We start from the raw sequence: 18,242 nt of genomic DNA, 5'->3' as shown, positions 1-18,242 counted from the left end.
AGGTTGCTAATGATAAATCACAAACGGCGATTATTCCTATTTCTCTGTACTGAATATACTCCGCTAATCACATTGAGCAATTTAGACCCGTTTGCCCTGCCCGGATCTGTTAAGTGCTGGCTTTAAAAGTGTGCAGGCGATTAATGGCTTTATTCATACCATCTTTCATCAGAATGTCAGTACAGCTGAGAGCTTCAGCAATAGCATCATCAATCAGTTTCTGTTCATTGGCGGGGGGCTTGCCGAGAACAAATCCCACAACTTTGTTTTTATCACCCGGATGGCCGATGCCAATACGCAGACGATGAAAATTAGGATTGTTGCCAAATTTGCTCTGGATATCTTTCAGGCCGTTATGCCCACCATTGCTGCCACCTAGCTTCATTTTTGCGACACCGGGGGGAAGATCAAGCTCATCGTGTGCAACCAGAATTTCATTTGGCTGGATGCGGTAGAACCCGGCTAAAGCAAGAACAGACTTACCACTGAGGTTCATAAATGTCGTTGGCACAAGCAGACGGACATCTTGCCCATTCATATAGATACGAGCGGTATAACCAAAAAATTTACTCTCTTCTTTTAAGGGCTGATTATGGCGTTGTGCTAATAAATCGACAAACCATGCTCCTGCATTATGTCGGGTCTGTGCATATTCAGCCCCGGGGTTTGCCAGACCAACGATTAATTTTATATTACTCACAGTTTGATTTCGCTTATTGGCATTAAGGTATTAAAAAAAGAGGCTTAGTTTACCCGCCTGAAGGCTTGAGTACAAAACCCATTGTGATATTAGATAATAAAGGGGAAATAAGTTAAAAATCGTACAGCTTGTGATCGTCAGCGCAATAACCTCTCAGATATTATGGCTATAATGTCCGAAAGGAGGTATCTGCTTTCGTGCTTTTGAGTTCGTTTGTTGACAAATTGCGTTCACAAACTACGTTCACAAAAAGTATTGGAGGTTGGTTATGAGACGTAAAAAAGCCTTTATTCTGGGTAATATTTTTATGGGATTAGGCATGATGGCAATGCTTATCAGTTTAGCCTATGTCTTACTCAGCCACATATTCAGTTTTAGTGAATCTGAATTTTTGGCAGGAGTCGCACTAATGGGGTTATTTGTTGGTGCATTGATTTGGCTGGGGGGAGCCAGTCTCGGAGGGCGGGAGCAGGTTACCGATAAGTATTGGTGGTTGAAGAACTATGATGAGCGTTATCGCCGTAAAAAACAACATAAACATTCATAATTCTTATTACGTTATATTTTTTAAATGTTGCTGATTTTGACGTAACACACGATATAACAAACACATAATATGAAACGAATACCTCACTTTTTAACTGACTCGATTTATAATATAAATCGAGTCAGCTCTCTGCACTGTAGATTTTTATCATACGCCCAATAGATTTCAAGTTGCAGTCTTGTTGGCTGCAACTTGAAAGGCAAAAGGTATACATACAACTAGCGCTAAAAGCTGGCATTAATACCCAGGCTGAAATTGTAATCAGGCTCCTGGGCACTTCCCTCGTTGCGTGTTACGGCAGCAAACCCGTGTAAACTTTTTAAAAAGTCAGCATTGATTCCCACTGTATATTGACGCCAGTCTTTACTCTGTTTGCCGCTATCCACAACAAACGATGTTTTGGTGGAATTAATGGCACTGCGCAGTTTGAAATGGGTATCGCCGAACTGGTGATTAAACTGAACAGAAGCATACGGGTTGAAACGACCTAACTGAGTATCTACACGCCAGCCGAGAGAGCCTACTTTGGAAGTGTATTTCTGATCAGAAAAGTGCATGGAGGTGCTGTAGTTACCGGATTCACGGTAACCTTTTATATTACCTTTATCCCAGGTGTACTGGATAATTGGGCTAGTGGTGATGACCTTAGTGACAGGAATATCCCAACCAGCCGTAAGACGAATACCCCATTGTTTACCCGTTGTTGATCCGACTTCTCTGCGGGTCGCTTTGCCAAGCTGGATACTACGAGTCAGGCTATCGTAATTTATTCGTGAATAATGGAGATCGCCACTTAACCATGTATTGTTATAGAGATTCCATAAGCCATAAGTAGTCACAACATGACCACGCCCCTCATAGGTGAACCTGGAGGCGAGGGTACGTTCATCTTGGTAGTTAGAATATACTGCGCCCAGTAACAGACTATCTGTTAGTTGGTAGTCGCTACCCAATGTAAGAACATGGTTACCACTGTTTGTGTAACCACCAAAAACACCGATTTTCCCCTGTGGATTACCTCCGTTGCGAAGTTGTTGCAGATGACCATCAAGGGAAGCCCGAACACCTTTAACCGCGAGTCGGTTAACTTGAGTCAGTGACATCACAAGTGATGGGGCTATATAAATAGAGGCAATGTATTGGCCAATAACTTGATGCCCTAATGGTGTTGGATGGAAACTATCGGAGAATAAAAACTCTCTGTCTTTATTAAACTCTTTATCTTTAGAAGAACAACTACTGGCTAATTTTCCCTGAGGGCAGGCATAACCTAATGTATTTTGAATGCCATAAATGTAGGGATTTGCCATCACTTCACGCATCAGAGCATTGACATCTGCACGCAGGAGATTGCCATTATTCTGGCTGATTTTATCATCTATCACTTTATTATAAATATCAGTAAGCTCTGAGGCATTTTTATTGGTTTTTTCATAGGCCTCAGTCAGTTTTTTTTCAATTATTTCAGCGGGTATTCCAAGTTCCTCCTGGGCTTTTTTAGCTAATTCTTCAAATATTTTTTTAAGGGCGAATTTGCGGGCTTTATCACTGGGGATATCATACTGGTCAATTTTCTTATGAACTTTATCCAGAATTTCTTGGATCCTCTCTTTAGAAGAACCTATTTTTTCTAAGCTATTTTTAATCAATGTTTCTAACAATTTAGGTGTCATTCCCACATCGGGAGCAGTAGGTACAATAATGAGTCCAGCACCAGCTTTAATGAGTTGATTGATTTGCTCTGTGGTAGCATTGGCACTAGTATTGACAATTTCATGTGATTTAGAAAAGTCATCCTGATCGGCAACTAAAGCCTCAGCAAGATCGTTACCGCCTACCCAGTGAATATAGATACCATTTGGATCGGCTTTTCCGTTATGTTGTTTGAGGTAATCATTAAGTTGTTCTTTAGTATTTGGCTGAAGAATATTCAAATAAGGATCTTGCCGTGGCATCGGTAGGGCTGTTGAACCTCCCTGAGCGTAATTAGTTCCTTTTTCGTTAGAAGGGATTAATTTCTTACCAGTAAGTTGATGAGAAATATACTCATCGTACAGTTCGCTATTGGCTCCGTCCGTTGTAAAACGGCTATAATTTCCCCCGTCACTCAGGCTATCACCAAAAACATAGACATTGTCGTAAGCATAGGCGTTTGTAATGAAATTAACCAAAAATATTGTTGTCACTGATATTCTTAAATGTGCTTTTTTCATTTGAATTCCCCGGTCAATGTAGCCATTACTTTGCAGTCAGCACAAAACCTTGAATATTTAAGGGGTATTTATTTTGATTTTTTCTCGAACCTATCGGTTTATGTATTCTTTGGTTGAGAGCTGATCCCTTTGATAATTTCTATCTGATATTACTTCTGGCTATATATACTAAAAGTCAACACCATGCAGGCGTATGTATACGTAGGTTGAACGATGAGAAAAAAGCATGATAGGAATACAAAAGCGCAAGGAGATTTCATTTTCCTTGCGCTTTTGAAGCGTTACGCGTGTTATTGCGATGGTTTTATCAGATACATCACTTTATTACATGCACAACATTAGAAGCTGGTATTGATACCCAGATTGAAGTTGTAGCTAGGATCTTGCGTGCTGCCTTCATTACGGGTTACGGAAGCGAAGCCACGTACGTTACCGAACAGATTAGCGTTCGCCCCTACTGTATATTGACGCCAGTTTTTGCTTTGTTTGCCGCTATCCATAACAAACGATGTTTTAGTGGAATTAATGGCACTGCGCAGTTTGAAATGGGTATCGCCGAACTGGTGATTAAACTGAACAGATGCATAAGGGTTGAAACGGCCCAATTGGGTATCTACACGCCAACCTAATGTACCCACTTTAGACGTGTAGTTCTGGTCACTAAAGTTCATGGAAGTACTATTGTTGCCGGATTCACGGTAGCCTTTTATATCACCTTTATCCCAGGCGAACTGGATGATCGGGCTGGTGGTGACGACGTCAGCGACAGGGATATCCCAACCTGCTGCAAAACGGGCACCCCATTGTTTACCTGTGGTTGAGCCTGATTCTCTGCGGGTAGCTTCACCAAGTTGGATACTACGGGTCAGGCTATCGTAATTAATACGGGCATAATGGAGATCACCACTTAACCATGCGTTATTAAACACGTTCCACAATCCATAGGCGGTTGCTACATGGGCATTCCCATTATAGGTGAAATTAGAGGTAGGGGAGTGTTCAGTTTTGTCGTTAGAATATAGTGCACCCAGTAACAAGCCTTCTGTCAGTTGATAATCGCTACCTAATGTAAACGTGTTATTACGGCTGCCGCTATAGCCACCGAATACGCCAAATTTCCCCAGTTCATTGCCCCCGCTGCGCAGTTGTTGCAGGTGGCCATCAAGGGAAGCTCGAGCACCCTTAACCGGGGCACGGTTGATTTGGTTCAGGGTCATTACTTGTGATGGGGCGACATAAATGGATTCGATATATTGCCCCTGAATTTTGTGTGCAAATGGGGTAGGATGGAATTCATCAGAGAATAAAAACTCTCTGTCTTTATTAAATCCAGGATTTTTATCTTTATCGGAGCTACATACACTAGCTGATTGTCCCTGAGGGCAGGCGTAACCTAATGTATTTTGAATACCATAAATATAAGGGTTGTCGATTACTTCATGTAGCAGACCGTTAATATCAGCACGCAGGATATTGCCATTGCTCTGGCTGATTTGATCTTCAACTATCTTATTATAAAAATCGGTGAGTTTTGTTGCACCCTCGCTGGCCTTTTTATATCCCTTTGTAAGTTCTTTTTCAATTTCAGCAGCAGATAATGGCTTTTTGCCAGACTTTAATGGTTTTTCCTTTAGTATCTGTTCGGCCTTTTTCGATAATTCTTTAAATAATTGTTGCAAAGCAAACTCACGGGCGGCACCGCTGGGGATATCATGCATATTAATTCTCTGATGCACTTCTTTCAGAGTATACTCGATTGTAGCATTGTCAATTTTGTAGTCTTCTAAACCTTGTTTGAGCACTGTTTCGAGAAGTCTAGGCGTTGTACCTACATCAGGCACGGTTGGTGCAATAACCAATCCGGCTCCAGCGTCTACCAACTGTGTAATTTGTCCTGCGGCTGCACTTGCACTTTTTTGCACAATATCGTGTGCAATAGAAGGATTCTTCTGACCAGCTATCAAAGCCGCAGCAAGATCATTACCACCAACCCAATGGATATAGATACCATTAGGATCTGCTCGCTTATTACTTTTCAGATAGCTGCTGACTTGTTTGTTTGTTGTATTATCAGGGGTTTTAGGATTTAATTCCCAAATAGAAGTCGCCCCACCTTTGGCATAATTAGTTCCACCTTCATTTGAAGGTATTAATTCGCTGCCAGTAAGTTTCCGAGCAATATACCCAGCATAAAGTTGCTCACTTTTTCCATCTGTTGTAAAGCGTTCTATATCCAGTTTATCTGTCTTACTATTTCCGGTGTCACTTAAGCTATCTCCAAAAACATAGACCTTATCATAAGCATGAGCATTAGAAACGGCGTTGATTGAAAGCGCTAACAGTGCAGGTGTGAATAAAAATGCCTTTTTCATTAGCATTCTCCTTAAAGTAGTTTTTCTTATTTATCATTTATCAGCGTATCGACATCTAATAGCAAAGCCTGATTGACGCCCCTTCGTCAGATTTTGAGGTGCTGATGGGTTGAATATTTTAAATTGATATACTATTAGTCAGGCTGTTAACCTATTGATAACAACTCTTTGGATTAAATACTGATTCCTTGTTAACAATATTCCATATCGCATTGGTTTATTTGTATATAATGTGTTCTAAAAAATATTTGGTGTTTATACTTTTCATTAACCGGACTAAAGTGGCAATCAATGTTGTATTATTTAATCTAAAGTTAATTTCATTAGAGAATTTTGACTTTTCTGATGAAAAATATTTAACAAAATAATTGTTGTGTGACTTATCTATTTTTTGTCATTCATGCTTTTTTGAAGGTATTTCGGAAATGGATATCAATTCTTCACCATCAATACCTTACAAGGCATAGCAGAAAACGGCCGACAGGTTAGCAGTATCCATGGCACCATACCAGTATTGTTACTCACGTTAATTACTGGACGTACCAGATGATTTATTAAGCTGTTATGAGGTTGGTTTTTTTCTGTTCTTATATTCAGGTTGTTGTTTTGTCTAATATGATGTTTGTAAAATTAATTAACTAATTGATATGAATAATTATTTTAACGTTATAAATATCCCGTCTTTTAATTAAAACTATTTGAAATTATTAAACTCATGGATTAGAGAAAACAGAAAAACCCGTTGATACAGGTGCACCAACGGGTTTTTTCAACGATGACTTATTTAATCACTTGTATAAGTTTGTGCTCAAAATCTGCACTGTACTATACCTTAGTGTTCAAACATTGCAGAGATTGACTCTTCATTGCTGATACGGCGGATTGCTTCAGCAAGCATGCCAGACAGTGTCAGAGTACGAACTTTGTTCAACGCCTTGACCTCAGCAGACAGAGGAATTGTGTCACAGACAATAAATTCATCTATCATTGAGTTCTTGATGTTTTCTACAGCATTACCAGAGAAAATAGGGTGGGTTGCATAAGCAAACACCCGCTTCGCTCCGCGCTCTTTCAATGCCTCAGCAGCCTTACACAGAGTGCCACCTGTGTCGATCATGTCATCAACCAGAATACAATCACGGCCAGCGACATCACCAATAATGTGCATAACTTGAGAAACGTTCGCACGTGGTCGGCGTTTATCAATAATAGCCATATCGGTATCATTCAACAGTTTAGCAATAGCACGGGCGCGAACGACACCACCAATGTCTGGAGATACAACAATCGGGTTTTCCAAATCTTTCTGGAGCATATCTTCCAGAAGAATTGGGCTACCAAATACATTATCAACCGGAACATCAAAGAAACCTTGGATCTGCTCGGCGTGCAGGTCAACCGTGAGAACACGGTCTACACCAACGCTGGACAAAAAGTCCGCAACGACTTTGGCAGTGATAGGCACACGTGCTGAACGAACACGACGATCCTGACGAGCATAACCGAAGTAAGGAATTACAGCGGTAATACGTCCGGCAGAAGCGCGACGCAGTGCGTCGACCATAACGACTAATTCCATTAGGTTATCATTGGTTGGTGCACAAGTGGACTGGATGATGAATACATCGCCACCGCGTACATTTTCGTTGATTTGAACACTGACTTCACCGTCGCTAAAACGACCGACAGCAGCGTCTCCCAGGCTTGTGTACAGACGGTTGGCAACATGTTGTGCTAGTTCAGGGATGGCATTACCAGCAAAAAGCTTCATATCGGGCACGAGAAAAACCTCAGGCTTGCGTCCAGAGAGATATTGTTGACCAATTGAACATTACCTTTATCTTTCAAGTTGCCTCTTTGTTGGCTGCGTTCACTCACCCTGGTCACATAATTATCTATGCTCCCAAGGATTTGTTCTCTTTCCGCCGCGATGTAACTCGAAATCTGTTGGGTATAATTATTCATTGGTTCAATAATATGTTTTTATCCCAGAGCGGAATGTATGCAATGGTGAAATGTTAACGCCACGCGCAACAAAGCCCTGCATCCACTCTGGGGCTTGATTAAACACCTTACGGGCTGATGCTTCTGATTCGAACTCGCCGAAAATACATGCACCAGTTCCGGTCAGGCGTGACGGGGTATATTCTAACAGCCATGAAAGAAGCTGTTCAACCTTACGAAAACGTTTTCTTGCGATTGGTTCACAATCATTTTTGAATGGCGCCTGTAATAATACGGATAAAGCGCGGATCGGAGAATTTCTTTTTAATTCAGGATCTGTGAAGATTGTCGGGGTTGAAATCTCAATTCCAGGATGGGCAACCAGAAACCATTTCTCTTCCGGAGAGGCTGGTTGAAGTTTTTCCCCGATACCTTCTGCAAAAGCGGCGTGGCCTTTGATAAATACCGGAACATCTGCTCCCAGTTTGAGGCCAAGTTGTGCCAGCTCATCATCAGATAAATTGGCTTGCCAGTGGTAATTCAGGGCGATAAGCACGGTTGCTGCATTGGAAGAACCTCCACCCAGCCCACCGCCTATTGGCAGACGTTTATTAATATGGATATCTGCTCCCAGATATGGGCTGGCAATTGGAAGTTTGTTATTGCCTTGTAATAAATGGCCTTTTAATAAATGGCTCTGTAATAAACGGGCAGCACGCACGGTCAGGTTATCGTCATATGCTACGCCTTCAACAGCAGTTAACAGGCGAATTTGGTTATCCTGACGGGGAGTAATAGTAATTTCATCACCGTAGTCCAGAAACTGAAACAGCGTTTGCAGTTCGTGGTAACCATCAGGGCGTTGTCCGGTGATATATAAAAATAAATTTAATTTTGCCGGGGAAGGCCAGGTCAAAGTCATTCTTGGGTAGTCCAGTTATCCATTTTTAATTTGATACGGTTATTGCCCTGAGTGAGTTCCAGTCGGTTTGGCAATGCGGGAGTGATTGAAGTGTCGTATCCTTGGTAATTTATTTGCCAGACTTCATTACTTGCGCTATCGCTTATGGATTTGAGCAGATAGTTTTTATCTAGCTGGAAATTTTTGGCATTTCCGGGCAGGCCGATAATCCAGTTTTTCAGATTATCTAAAGGGATGTTCATATGGGTGAGTTGATAAATCAACTCTTCAGGATTATCACTGATATATTTCTTTCCTTCATTATCAGTAATCTGGATCATATTTGATTGGACAAATAATTCCAACTCGGTTGTTCCTAATGGATTAAGTAGCAGCAGTTTGTAATTATTAACGGCATATTGTTGCCAGAAAAAACGGGCATACACTTTTTTTTCATTTGCCAGGTAAGCAAAAGAACCTCGTGTCTGATAATGCTTTAAATTTTGTAGTTGTTGTTTGCGATCATTCCATTGCGGAGAATTTGCTGACCCTGTCCCGACCGGTGCTTGCGTAACAGTACAGGCCGTCAGCAAAACAGCGGAGAGAGGAAGTAAACGAAAAAATAATGCTATTTTCATACAGTAACCTTTGGCAGACAGACAAAATGGTCTGGTGGCGAACTAATGTGCCATCAAAGTCTATAATCAAGGGGATAATTTAGCGAAGTTTTGCCAAAATTTCTCGAATAATTACAGCGGAACTGTTCGATTGACTTTTATTGAATTGTCGCATCAAGTAGAATGCTCGACCAATGAGAGTCCTTATGAAGGGTATAGGTTTATGAGAATGATTATTAATATTGTCATGGAATTATACTCGTGATAACTCAACGCAGTTAAGATGACTTTATTAGCACTCGGTATAAATCATAAAACAGCGCCTGTTTCCTTACGTGAGCGGGTAGCCTTTTCTCCAGATACGATAGGGCTTGCGCTTGATAACCTGCTTCAGCAACCGTTGGTGCGGGGTGGTGTTGTGTTGTCAACCTGCAACCGCACGGAACTCTATCTCAGTGTCGAGCAGCAGGATAATCTAAAAGAGCAATTGATCGATTGGTTATGTGAATACCATCAACTTAATCCTGAAGAGCTTAGTACAAGCCTTTACTGGCATCTTGATAGTGAAGCAGTCAGCCACTTAATGAGAGTTGCTAGCGGCCTGGACTCACTGGTGCTTGGAGAGCCGCAGATTTTAGGGCAGGTGAAAAAAGCTTTTGCCGAGTCACAGAACTACCAATCTTTGTCAGGAGAGTTGGAACGTCTGTTCCAAAAATCGTTTTCTGTTGCCAAACGAGTGAGAACCGAAACAGAGATTGGCGCTAATGCGGTTTCTGTCGCTTTTGCAGCCTGTACACTCGCACGACAGATTTTCGAATCTCTCTCTCAATTAAATATTCTGCTGGTGGGGGCAGGAGAAACTATTGAGCTTGTGGCACGCCATCTTAAGGAACATCAGGTAAATCGTATAATAATTGCCAATCGCACGAAGGAACGGGCACATGCACTGGCCAATGAGGTTAATGCTGAAGTTATTTCTCTGCCAGAAATTGATACCCGTCTGGCAGAAGCTGATATTGTGATCAGTTCTACTGCTAGCCCTTTACCGATTATTGGCAAAGGTATGGTTGAACGGGCATTAAAATTACGTCGTAATCAACCTATGTTACTGGTTGATATTGCTGTTCCCCGCGATATTGAACCGGATGTTGAGAAATTGAGTGACGTTTACCTGTACAGTGTTGATGACTTACAGGCTATCATTCAGCAAAATCTTGCCCAGCGCAAAGCTGCTGCTGTGATTGCTGAAGGAATTGTACAACAAGAGAGCACTCATTTTATGGATTGGTTGCGTTCCCAGGGAGCAGTCAATACAATTCGCGAATATCGGGAACAGGCAGAAAAAATCAGGGCTGAAATGACTGCAAAAGCATTAATATCCATACGGCAAGGTGCTGATGCAGAGCAGGTCATCAACCAATTGACTCACCAGTTGACGAATCGTCTGATCCATATACCGACTAAATCACTCCAACAGGCTGCCAGCGATGGCGATTTTGAGCGCTTGAATCTCTTGCGGGACAGCCTTGGGCTGGATCACAACTAACCCTATTTTAAATAAGGTCTGATATTACGAATGAAGCCTTCTATTGTCTCTAAACTGGAAGCATTGCAAGAACGCTATGAAGAAGTTTTGGCTCATCTCGGTGACGCCGATGTGATCGCTGATCAAGAGCGTTTTCGCGCATTATCAAAGGAATATGCACAACTTACTGATGTAACTGGCTGTTTTAAAGCCTGGAAAACGATTCAGGATGATATACAGACTGCTGAGATGATGCTTGATGACCCCGAAATGCGGGAAATGGCGCAGGAAGAACTTAAGGACGCAAAAGTTCGTAATGAAGAGTTGGAGCAGCAGCTACAGTTGTTGCTGTTACCCAAAGATCCGGATGATGAACGGAACTGTTTTCTTGAAGTCCGTGCAGGAACAGGTGGTGATGAAGCTGCAATCTTTGCAGGAGATCTGTTCCGTATGTATAGCCGCTATGCTGAAGCCCGTCGTTGGAAAGTAGAAATTATGAGCACCAACGAAGGTGAGCATGGTGGTTACAAAGAGATCATTGCGAAAGTTTCAGGAGATCAGGTCTATGGTCATTTGAAATTTGAATCAGGTGGTCACCGTGTTCAGCGTGTACCGGAAACAGAATCTCAGGGTCGTATTCATACTTCTGCCTGTACTGTTGCGGTTCTGCCGGAAATTCCGGAAGCCGAATTGCCGGAAATCAGCCCCGGTGATTTAAAAATTGATACTTACCGCTCTTCTGGTGCCGGAGGACAGCACGTTAATACCACCGATTCAGCTATTCGAATTACCCATATTCCGACAGGGATTGTGGTGGAATGTCAGGATGAGCGCTCACAGCACAAAAACAAGGCTAAAGCTTTGTCTGTACTGGCTGCTCGCATTCGTGCCGCTGAGGAGCAGAAACGTCAAGAAGCAGAGGCCTCAGAACGTCGTAATCTTCTTGGTTCTGGTGACCGTTCAGATCGCAACCGTACCTATAACTTTCCGCAGGGACGAGTTACTGATCATCGCATCAACTTGACGTTATACCGTCTTGATGAAGTGATGGAGGGTAAACTGGATATGTTGATCCAGCCAATCATTACCGAATATCAGGCCGATCAGTTATCTGCCCTATCAGAACAGGAATAACTATCAGAGCAGGATTAATGAATTATCAACTTTGGCTACAATACGCAGCGGCTCAGTTGTCTGATAACTTGCCTGATAGTGACAGCCCTAAACGTGATGCGGAAATCCTGTTGGGATACGTGACAGGACGTTCCCGCACCTATCTGATTGCTTTCAGTGAAACTTTCATTTCAGAGGAAGAATCTCACAAGCTCGATGATTTATTGGCTCGCCGTATGCAAGGTGAGCCGATTGCTTATATTGTGGGTGAAAAAGAGTTCTGGTCATTGCCGCTTACCGTATCATCAGCAACGCTGATCCCACGCCCTGATACTGAGTGCCTGGTTGAAAAAGCGCTGGAGTTGTTGCCGGAAACGCCCGCAAAAATTCTGGATCTTGGTACAGGAACGGGGGCAATTGCTCTGGCATTAGCAAGTGAGAGACGTGATTGCCATGTGACAGGGGTTGATATCAATCCTGAGGCAGTCGCACTGGCGAAATATAATGTGGAAAAAATTAATACAGGGGAAATCGTTTCACAACTCGTAATTCACAATGTGAATTTTTTACAAAGTGAGTGGTTTTCTGCAGTGGGTGACAGACAATTTGATATGATTGTTAGTAATCCTCCGTATATAGACGAGAATGACCCTCATCTGCAAGAGGGAGATGTCAGGTTTGAACCAGCTACTGCATTGATTGCTGCCCACAATGGTCTGGCAGATTTAAAGGCAATTGTGGAACAAGCCCGCCATTTTTTATTACCGAATGGATGGCTGTTACTGGAACATGGCTGGAAACAGGGAGCTGTTGTTAGGAGCCTGTTTTTAGAGAAGGGTTATCATCAGATAGCGACTTTTCAAGATTATGGTGGTAATGAACGTATCACGGTAGGTCGATGGAATAAAAATGAACCCCATAGCTAATTATGAATTCAATAATGCTCCTCTGATTGATGGTATTATTTTGGTTACAAAGGCTATTCGTCCTGATTTCCCACAAATTTCAGTGGCAGAGCAGTTAACTGTGTTGGTTGACGAAGCGCGGCAGGTACTTTCTTCAGTCAATGATACCAGGGCAAAATTGCAATCATTGCTGACACTTTTTTATCGGGAATGGAAATTTGGTGGGGCAAATGGGGTGTACTGTCTATCGGATACTTTATGGTTGGATAGTGTACTTCATTCACGTCAAGGCGCTCCAGTTGCGCTGGGTACGCTGTTTGCTCATATTGCTCAAGCATTGGCAATGCCTGTACAGCCGGTAATATTTCCAACGCAGTTGATATTACGCATCGATTTACCTGATCAGCCTACGTGGTTCATTAATCCCATGAATGGGGAGACTCTTAATGAGCATACCCTTGATGTTTGGTTGAAAGGTAACATTGGCCCGACTGTTCGGTTGGAAAAGAAAGATTTGCAGGAAGCGGATAACAGCAGCATCGTGCGCAAGATTACAGATACGATCAAAGTTTCTTTAATGGAAGAGAAAAAAATGGAACTTGCACTCAAAGCCAGTGAGGTCGTATTGATGTTTGACCCCGATGACCCGTATGAAATCCGTGATCGTGGGCTTATTTATGCTCAGCTTGATTGTAATCATATCGCTGTTTCGGATTTGAGTTACTTTGTGGAGCATTGTCCTGAAGACCCAATTTCAGAGATGATAAAAATGCAGCTTAACTCTATAGAGCAACCGCCAATAGTACTGCATTAACAGTATTTAAATAGTACTTAATTTAAATAGTATTTAATTAAATAGCACTTATCGTGCGATGACAAAATGTCTGCACCTGATTTTATGTTTTATTAATACAGCAAATTTATTTGCGCTTAACAACAGAAGGTATAAGCATGCAACAGAAAGTGGTTAATATTGGTGATATTAAGGTCGCAAATAATCTGCCATTTGTATTGTTTGGTGGCATGAACGTTCTTGAGTCACGGGATTTGGCCATGCAGATTTGTGAGCACTATGTCACAGTGACACAAAAACTGGGCATTCCTTATGTTTTCAAAGCATCTTTTGATAAGGCTAACCGTTCTTCTATCCACTCTTATCGTGGCCCTGGTCTGGAAGAGGGAATGAAAATTTTTCAGGAACTGAAACAGACTTTCGGCGTAAAAATCATCACTGATATACATGAACCTGCACAAGCTCAACCTGTGGCTGAAGTGGTTGATGTTATCCAGCTTCCGGCTTTCCTTGCCCGTCAGACTGATCTGGTTGAAGCGATGGCGAAAACCGGAGCTGTGATTAATGTTAAAAAACCACAATTTGTTAGTCCGGGGCAAATGGGCAATATTGTGGAAAAATTCAAAGAAGGTGGTAATGAACAGGTGATCCTGTGTGACCGTGGTAGTAACTTCGGTTATGATAATTTGGTTGTTGATATGTTGGGTTTTGGTGTGATGAAACAAGCGACCAATGGTTCACCTGTGATTTTTGACGTAACTCATTCTTTGCAGTGCCGTGACCCATTCGGTGCAGCTTCCGGTGGCCGCCGCGGGCAGGTTGCTGAATTGGCTCGTGCGGGAATGGCAGTGGGAATTGCTGGTTTGTTCCTTGAAGCACATTCGGATCCAGAAAATGCAAAATGCGATGGCCCATCTGCATTACCATTGGCAAAACTGGAGCCATTCTTGGTGCAGATGAAAGCGGTTGATGATGTAGTGAAAGGTTTCCCGGCATTGAATACCAGTAAGTAATAATTTAATCGATTGAAATATTGAGTAATATGCGGTTACAGATAAATATTATTGTAACCGCTTTTGTATATCCGTTGTTTTTCAAATTGCAGCTTGAAAGCCGTATGATTGATTTTTTAGACCTCTAAAGTCAATGGTTAAATTACCCGTAGATAAAAAAGCTGACCGATAACCAAAAGTTTGAAATGTTAAATTTTACACAGAATATACAGAGATTTTTTATTTTAATGGAGCGATGAATGATTCATTACCCCATTATAATATGGCTGAGAAATTTGTGTTAAAATTAATATGTTCTTGGATATGATATCAATATGCTAGCTTTTATCTCGGATAGATTGGCATTAATTAATATTTATCGATTGAAAAATATAAATAAAATTAACTTTGTTCCTCAGGAACGTAACTTGTTAAATAAAAATAAAATTCAACGTCTCTTCCTTGATGAAGATGAATGCTTGGTTTTTCAAAAATAGACATAAGATTTTTTGATCCTATAGAGCGTGCAAAATATCGCAGTTGTAATGCATTTGTAACACTTTTAAATTCTATGCCAGTTACTATAGGAAGAGTTGGAATCTTAAAGGACACCCACTTATTAGCTTCTATATATTTTGTTGAGAATGGTATATTTTTATTGAAGTAAAGGTATATAGATACGTGAAAATTGAATTCAGTATAGTTAGCTATATACCTATCAGGATTAAAATGAAGAGTATTATCCATTTCATAACTCCCCTGTTAGTTATGTTAAGCGATATTATATTGTGATTAAATCATTGGAATTATAGAAATCTGAAAATATTCAGGTGGAATAATTTCATTTATTTCCTTATAATTAAGAACGAATTTTTCATATTTTAAAAGATTAGTTATTTTCGGCACTTTCTCCAGAACTCTTAAACTCATATTAAATTCAATTTCCTCCTGGTCTACAATAAACTCAAGTCTCGATATATAGTCTCCATGAACGGAAAAAGTTACTGTTTCTTTAGGTTGGATTATTTTCTTGAAGACTGAAGCAATACTGCTAGAGTCCAGATAGTCTCCCCTAAGAACTACAATAATAGGTATTTCTGCATTGTTATAAAATGTTCTTTCCATGATGTTTCCCTTAATAGTGAAAAATAGAAACTTTACATCCGACATTCCGCAGCTATATCTATAATATTTTGAACTCTAAGTGTTTATATGTATTTTGCACACACGTTAGTTCTTAATGAAAGCAATAAATTATGAATGAAGTGTGGAATGAAGGTGTATTATTAAAGATAGGCTATAAACGGTAATTGTCAAGATTGTTGTCACCCCAGATAGTTTAAGCCGCTAAAGCAATGAATGTTATGGACAACCCCGTAAAAAAATGGTTCCACTGAATCAGTTTGATGCCTATTTGGATAAACCAAAAGAATCTTAACAATGGCTGGTTTTTTCTGCTGAAATACAAATTTCAGGAGAATAATTAAACTTCATCTCTTTTAATGCTTTGGGTAAGGTAGCATAAAAACTAAGTTGTCTCTCAATGGGTACGATTTTTGCTCTTGCCAGTGTTTTCAATGGTTGGAAAGGAATGTCACAGACTACAACGTGCTTCTGTTCTTTCGCCATTTCGCGCACAAAACCCTGAAAAGCATGTAGCCCGCCGGCATCCAGAACAGGGACAGCATCCCACTGCATAATAATGATCTGATATTCCGCACTTTTTTCTTTCAATTCAGTAAAAATGCGCTCGGCAGCAGCGAAGAAAAGAGGGCCGTTAATCCGGACAACTAATAACCCCTGTTCAGTATCTGTCATTGCTGAGGTACTAATTCGGGTCATGTTGGCAATTTTGCGCATAAACAGAAGTGATGCCAGAACAATGCCAACAGTAATTGCTATCACCATATCAAACAACACCGTTAATGACAGACACAGCAGCATCACCACGATGTCATCTCTGGGGGCATGACGAATTAAATCCACAACCTTGTGAGCTTCACTCATATTCCAGGCCACGATCAGTAAAATCGCAGACATTGCCGCTAAAGGTAAGTATGAGAGCATTGGGGCCAAAAATAACAGTGCCAATAATACCAGCAAGGAGTGAATGACTGTGGCAATAGGGGAGGTTGCACCTGCACGCACATTGGCGGCTGAGCGGGCAATAGCTGCAGTTGCAGTAATGCCTCCAAAAAAAGGTGCAACAATATTACCTAATCCCTGTCCAAGTAGCTCGCTGTTGGAGTGATGTTTTTCCCCTGTCATGCCGTCAAGAATGACTGCACATAATAATGATTCAATAGCACCCAGCATAGCCATTGAAAAGGCTGCGGGCAGTAACGCAGAGACGGTATTCCAGCTAATATCGGAAGAACTTGAACCAGGTAAATTCCATGGCAGTACAAATTGAGGAAGGATTGGCGGAATGCCCTGACCTTGTGTTCCATCCTCCAGTGTGTAACTAAACGAAGAGCCGATAGTGGCGACATCATGCCCCAATAGGTGCATCAATCCCATTATAGCTGTGCCCGCAGCCAAGGCAGGTAGATGACCTGGTAACTTGAAGCCTAATTTAGGCCAGAAAATCAGTATCAGAAGAGTGGTAAGGCCAATAAGCGTATCACTCAACTGAAATGAAGGGAGAGATTGAGAGAGAGCAATAATTTTATCAATATAATTTTCGGGGATATGGGTGAGTTGCAGGCCAAAGAAATTTTGTATCTGCATTGTGGCGATGGTGATAGCAATACCAGAAGTAAATCCAAGTGTAACGGATAGAGGGATGTACTCAATAAGCCGACCAAAACGTGCTAATCCCATCACAATCAGGATAATACCAGACATAAGTGTTGCTATCAGCAAGCCACTCAAACCAAATTGCTGTGATACAGGATAAAGAATGACCACAAAAGCAGCCGTTGGTCCGGAAACGCTATAACGTGAACCGCCTGTAATGGCAATAATCATACCCGCGATGGCGGCTGTATACAGCCCATATTGAGGTGCAACTCCACTCCCTATTGCCAGAGCCATTGCCAGAGGAATGGCAATAACACCAACAGTGATCCCGGCAATAGCATCTTTGATAAAACGGGAAAAAGAATAAGATTCCTTCCAACAGGAGTCAATAAACGCACTAAATAACCGTATGCCATTAATTTTACGAGTATTCATTTTAATATAAGACCTAAAAATAAGCTGCCCACACAGTGGACTAAAATAAGTAATTAGTACAAGGATACTGCTTTTATCGTCTAATAAAGGTGTTATACGTCAAAAAGTTATCTGATAGATTAGCGTTGAATAAATAAAAATCAAATGAATGGTGTTTTTTAATAATTTCACAGTGAAAGAATGTGTTCAGTATTTTTATACTTGTTCGTTTATTGAGCATGAACCTCATCATGATAAATTACCCGAAAATAATAACACAAATTATGCTTTTATATTTTTGGTATGGGATAGATTATTTAAAACCTATAATAAAGAAACATTCAATCAAAAATGGGATTATGGCTTGTCATATCAATGAGATGTTAGTGTTGTTGAGTCGATACTAAAACCATTGGAGAAATTAATTCAATGAGATGAGCCGTAAATCTGCTATTTACGGCGGT

Annotated in this window: 15 protein-coding genes; 6 read left to right on the top strand and 9 right to left on the bottom strand. The window is 41.1% G+C overall.

Annotated features, from left to right (window positions below):
* Positions 1 to 109 precede the first annotated feature (109 nt).
* Positions 110 to 700: an aminoacyl-tRNA hydrolase gene (gene pth / locus Xbud_RS10225; RefSeq protein WP_099135975.1), complete on the bottom strand. Its 591-nt coding sequence runs from the start codon at positions 698 to 700 to the stop codon at positions 110 to 112.
* Positions 701 to 968: 268 nt separating this feature from the next.
* On the opposite strand from pth, the gene ychH reads away from it, so the two are divergent.
* The gene (gene ychH, locus Xbud_RS10220; RefSeq protein WP_099135974.1) at positions 969 to 1,247 is read left to right on the top strand and encodes a stress-induced protein YchH; all 279 of its coding nucleotides are present in this window, start codon (positions 969 to 971) and stop codon (positions 1,245 to 1,247) included.
* Between the two features lie 224 nt (positions 1,248 to 1,471).
* Here ychH and Xbud_RS10215 read toward each other — a convergent pair whose 3' ends face one another.
* The 5 genes from Xbud_RS10215 to lolB all read right to left on the bottom strand — a co-directional run bounded on the left by Xbud_RS10215 (position 1,472) and on the right by lolB (position 9,315).
* Positions 1,472 to 3,460 (bottom strand): autotransporter domain-containing protein, encoded by a 1,989-nt coding sequence (locus Xbud_RS10215; RefSeq protein ID WP_099135973.1) that lies wholly within the window; start codon positions 3,458 to 3,460, stop codon positions 1,472 to 1,474.
* Positions 3,461 to 3,798: 338 nt separating this feature from the next.
* Positions 3,799 to 5,832 carry an autotransporter outer membrane beta-barrel domain-containing protein gene (locus Xbud_RS10210; protein ID WP_099135972.1) on the bottom strand — a complete coding sequence of 678 codons (2,034 nt, stop codon included), beginning with the start codon at positions 5,830 to 5,832 and terminating at the stop codon, positions 3,799 to 3,801.
* A gap of 832 nt (positions 5,833 to 6,664) precedes the next feature.
* Positions 6,665 to 7,612: a ribose-phosphate pyrophosphokinase gene (locus Xbud_RS10205; protein ID WP_145956624.1), complete on the bottom strand. Its 948-nt coding sequence runs from the start codon at positions 7,610 to 7,612 to the stop codon at positions 6,665 to 6,667.
* Positions 7,613 to 7,801: 189 nt separating this feature from the next.
* Entirely contained in the window at positions 7,802 to 8,698 is an 897-nt protein-coding gene (gene ispE / locus Xbud_RS10195; RefSeq protein WP_099135970.1) for a 4-(cytidine 5'-diphospho)-2-C-methyl-D-erythritol kinase, read from the bottom strand.
* Positions 8,695 to 9,315, bottom strand: a complete 621-nt coding sequence (gene lolB / locus Xbud_RS10190) for a lipoprotein insertase outer membrane protein LolB (protein ID WP_099135969.1) — start codon at positions 9,313 to 9,315, stop codon at positions 8,695 to 8,697. The genes ispE and lolB overlap by 4 nt, the downstream gene beginning before the upstream one ends.
* 262 nt (positions 9,316 to 9,577) lie before the next feature.
* On the opposite strand from lolB, the gene hemA reads away from it, so the two are divergent.
* The 5 genes from hemA (at position 9,578) to kdsA (ending at position 14,643) form a co-directional block, all read left to right on the top strand.
* Positions 9,578 to 10,840 carry a glutamyl-tRNA reductase gene (hemA, locus tag Xbud_RS10185; RefSeq protein WP_099135968.1) on the top strand — a complete coding sequence of 421 codons (1,263 nt, stop codon included), beginning with the start codon at positions 9,578 to 9,580 and terminating at the stop codon, positions 10,838 to 10,840.
* Between the two features lie 30 nt (positions 10,841 to 10,870).
* The gene (prfA, locus tag Xbud_RS10180; RefSeq protein ID WP_099135967.1) at positions 10,871 to 11,953 is read left to right on the top strand and encodes a peptide chain release factor 1; all 1,083 of its coding nucleotides are present in this window, start codon (positions 10,871 to 10,873) and stop codon (positions 11,951 to 11,953) included.
* A gap of 17 nt (positions 11,954 to 11,970) precedes the next feature.
* The gene (gene prmC, locus Xbud_RS10175; RefSeq protein ID WP_099135966.1) at positions 11,971 to 12,858 is read left to right on the top strand and encodes a peptide chain release factor N(5)-glutamine methyltransferase; all 888 of its coding nucleotides are present in this window, start codon (positions 11,971 to 11,973) and stop codon (positions 12,856 to 12,858) included.
* A complete protein-coding gene (sirB1, locus tag Xbud_RS10170) occupies positions 12,842 to 13,651 on the top strand; it encodes an invasion regulator SirB1 (protein ID WP_099135965.1) in 810 nt (269 codons plus the stop codon). Before prmC ends, sirB1 begins: the two co-directional genes overlap by 17 nt.
* Positions 13,652 to 13,788: 137 nt before the next feature.
* The gene (gene kdsA / locus Xbud_RS10165; protein WP_099135964.1) at positions 13,789 to 14,643 is read left to right on the top strand and encodes a 3-deoxy-8-phosphooctulonate synthase; all 855 of its coding nucleotides are present in this window, start codon (positions 13,789 to 13,791) and stop codon (positions 14,641 to 14,643) included.
* A 381-nt stretch (positions 14,644 to 15,024) separates the two neighbouring features.
* Here the strand turns inward: kdsA and Xbud_RS10160 are convergent, their stop codons facing one another.
* From Xbud_RS10160 to dauA, 3 genes are all read right to left on the bottom strand, one after another.
* Positions 15,025 to 15,369 carry a hypothetical protein gene (locus Xbud_RS10160; protein ID WP_099135963.1) on the bottom strand — a complete coding sequence of 115 codons (345 nt, stop codon included), beginning with the start codon at positions 15,367 to 15,369 and terminating at the stop codon, positions 15,025 to 15,027.
* 45 nt (positions 15,370 to 15,414) lie between these two features.
* Positions 15,415 to 15,747 (bottom strand): hypothetical protein, encoded by a 333-nt coding sequence (locus Xbud_RS10155; RefSeq protein ID WP_099135962.1) that lies wholly within the window; start codon positions 15,745 to 15,747, stop codon positions 15,415 to 15,417.
* A 309-nt stretch (positions 15,748 to 16,056) separates the two neighbouring features.
* The gene (gene dauA, locus Xbud_RS10150) at positions 16,057 to 17,799 is read right to left on the bottom strand and encodes a C4-dicarboxylic acid transporter DauA (RefSeq protein WP_099135961.1); all 1,743 of its coding nucleotides are present in this window, start codon (positions 17,797 to 17,799) and stop codon (positions 16,057 to 16,059) included.
* Between the last annotated feature and the right edge of the window lie 443 nt (positions 17,800 to 18,242).

This window comes from Xenorhabdus budapestensis, assembly GCF_002632465.1.
GTDB lineage: Bacteria > Pseudomonadota > Gammaproteobacteria > Enterobacterales > Enterobacteriaceae > Xenorhabdus > Xenorhabdus budapestensis.
The sequence above is the reverse complement of the archived record's forward strand: the minus strand, read 5'-3'. Positions and strand labels throughout refer to the sequence as shown.

Bases quoted from the DNA above. Each gene is read 5' to 3' on its own strand.
- Xbud_RS10160 (WP_099135963.1), bottom strand. From the start codon at position 15,369: ATGGATAATACTCTTCATTTTAATCCTGATAGGTATATAGCTAACTAT.
- Xbud_RS10210 (WP_099135972.1), bottom strand. From the start codon at position 5,832: ATGAAAAAGGCATTTTTATTCACACCTGCACTGTTAGCGCTTTCAATC.
- ychH (WP_099135974.1), top strand. From the start codon at position 969: ATGAGACGTAAAAAAGCCTTTATTCTGGGTAATATTTTTATGGGATTA.
- hemA (WP_099135968.1), top strand. From the start codon at position 9,578: ATGACTTTATTAGCACTCGGTATAAATCATAAAACAGCGCCTGTTTCC.
- Xbud_RS10215 (WP_099135973.1), bottom strand. From the start codon at position 3,460: ATGAAAAAAGCACATTTAAGAATATCAGTGACAACAATATTTTTGGTT.
- lolB (WP_099135969.1), bottom strand. From the start codon at position 9,315: ATGAAAATAGCATTATTTTTTCGTTTACTTCCTCTCTCCGCTGTTTTG.
- Xbud_RS10155 (WP_099135962.1), bottom strand. From the start codon at position 15,747: ATGGAAAGAACATTTTATAACAATGCAGAAATACCTATTATTGTAGTT.
- ispE (WP_099135970.1), bottom strand. From the start codon at position 8,698: ATGACTTTGACCTGGCCTTCCCCGGCAAAATTAAATTTATTTTTATAT.
- sirB1 (WP_099135965.1), top strand. From the start codon at position 12,842: ATGAACCCCATAGCTAATTATGAATTCAATAATGCTCCTCTGATTGAT.
- dauA (WP_099135961.1), bottom strand. From the start codon at position 17,799: ATGAATACTCGTAAAATTAATGGCATACGGTTATTTAGTGCGTTTATT.
- kdsA (WP_099135964.1), top strand. From the start codon at position 13,789: ATGCAACAGAAAGTGGTTAATATTGGTGATATTAAGGTCGCAAATAAT.
- prfA (WP_099135967.1), top strand. From the start codon at position 10,871: ATGAAGCCTTCTATTGTCTCTAAACTGGAAGCATTGCAAGAACGCTAT.
- prmC (WP_099135966.1), top strand. From the start codon at position 11,971: ATGAATTATCAACTTTGGCTACAATACGCAGCGGCTCAGTTGTCTGAT.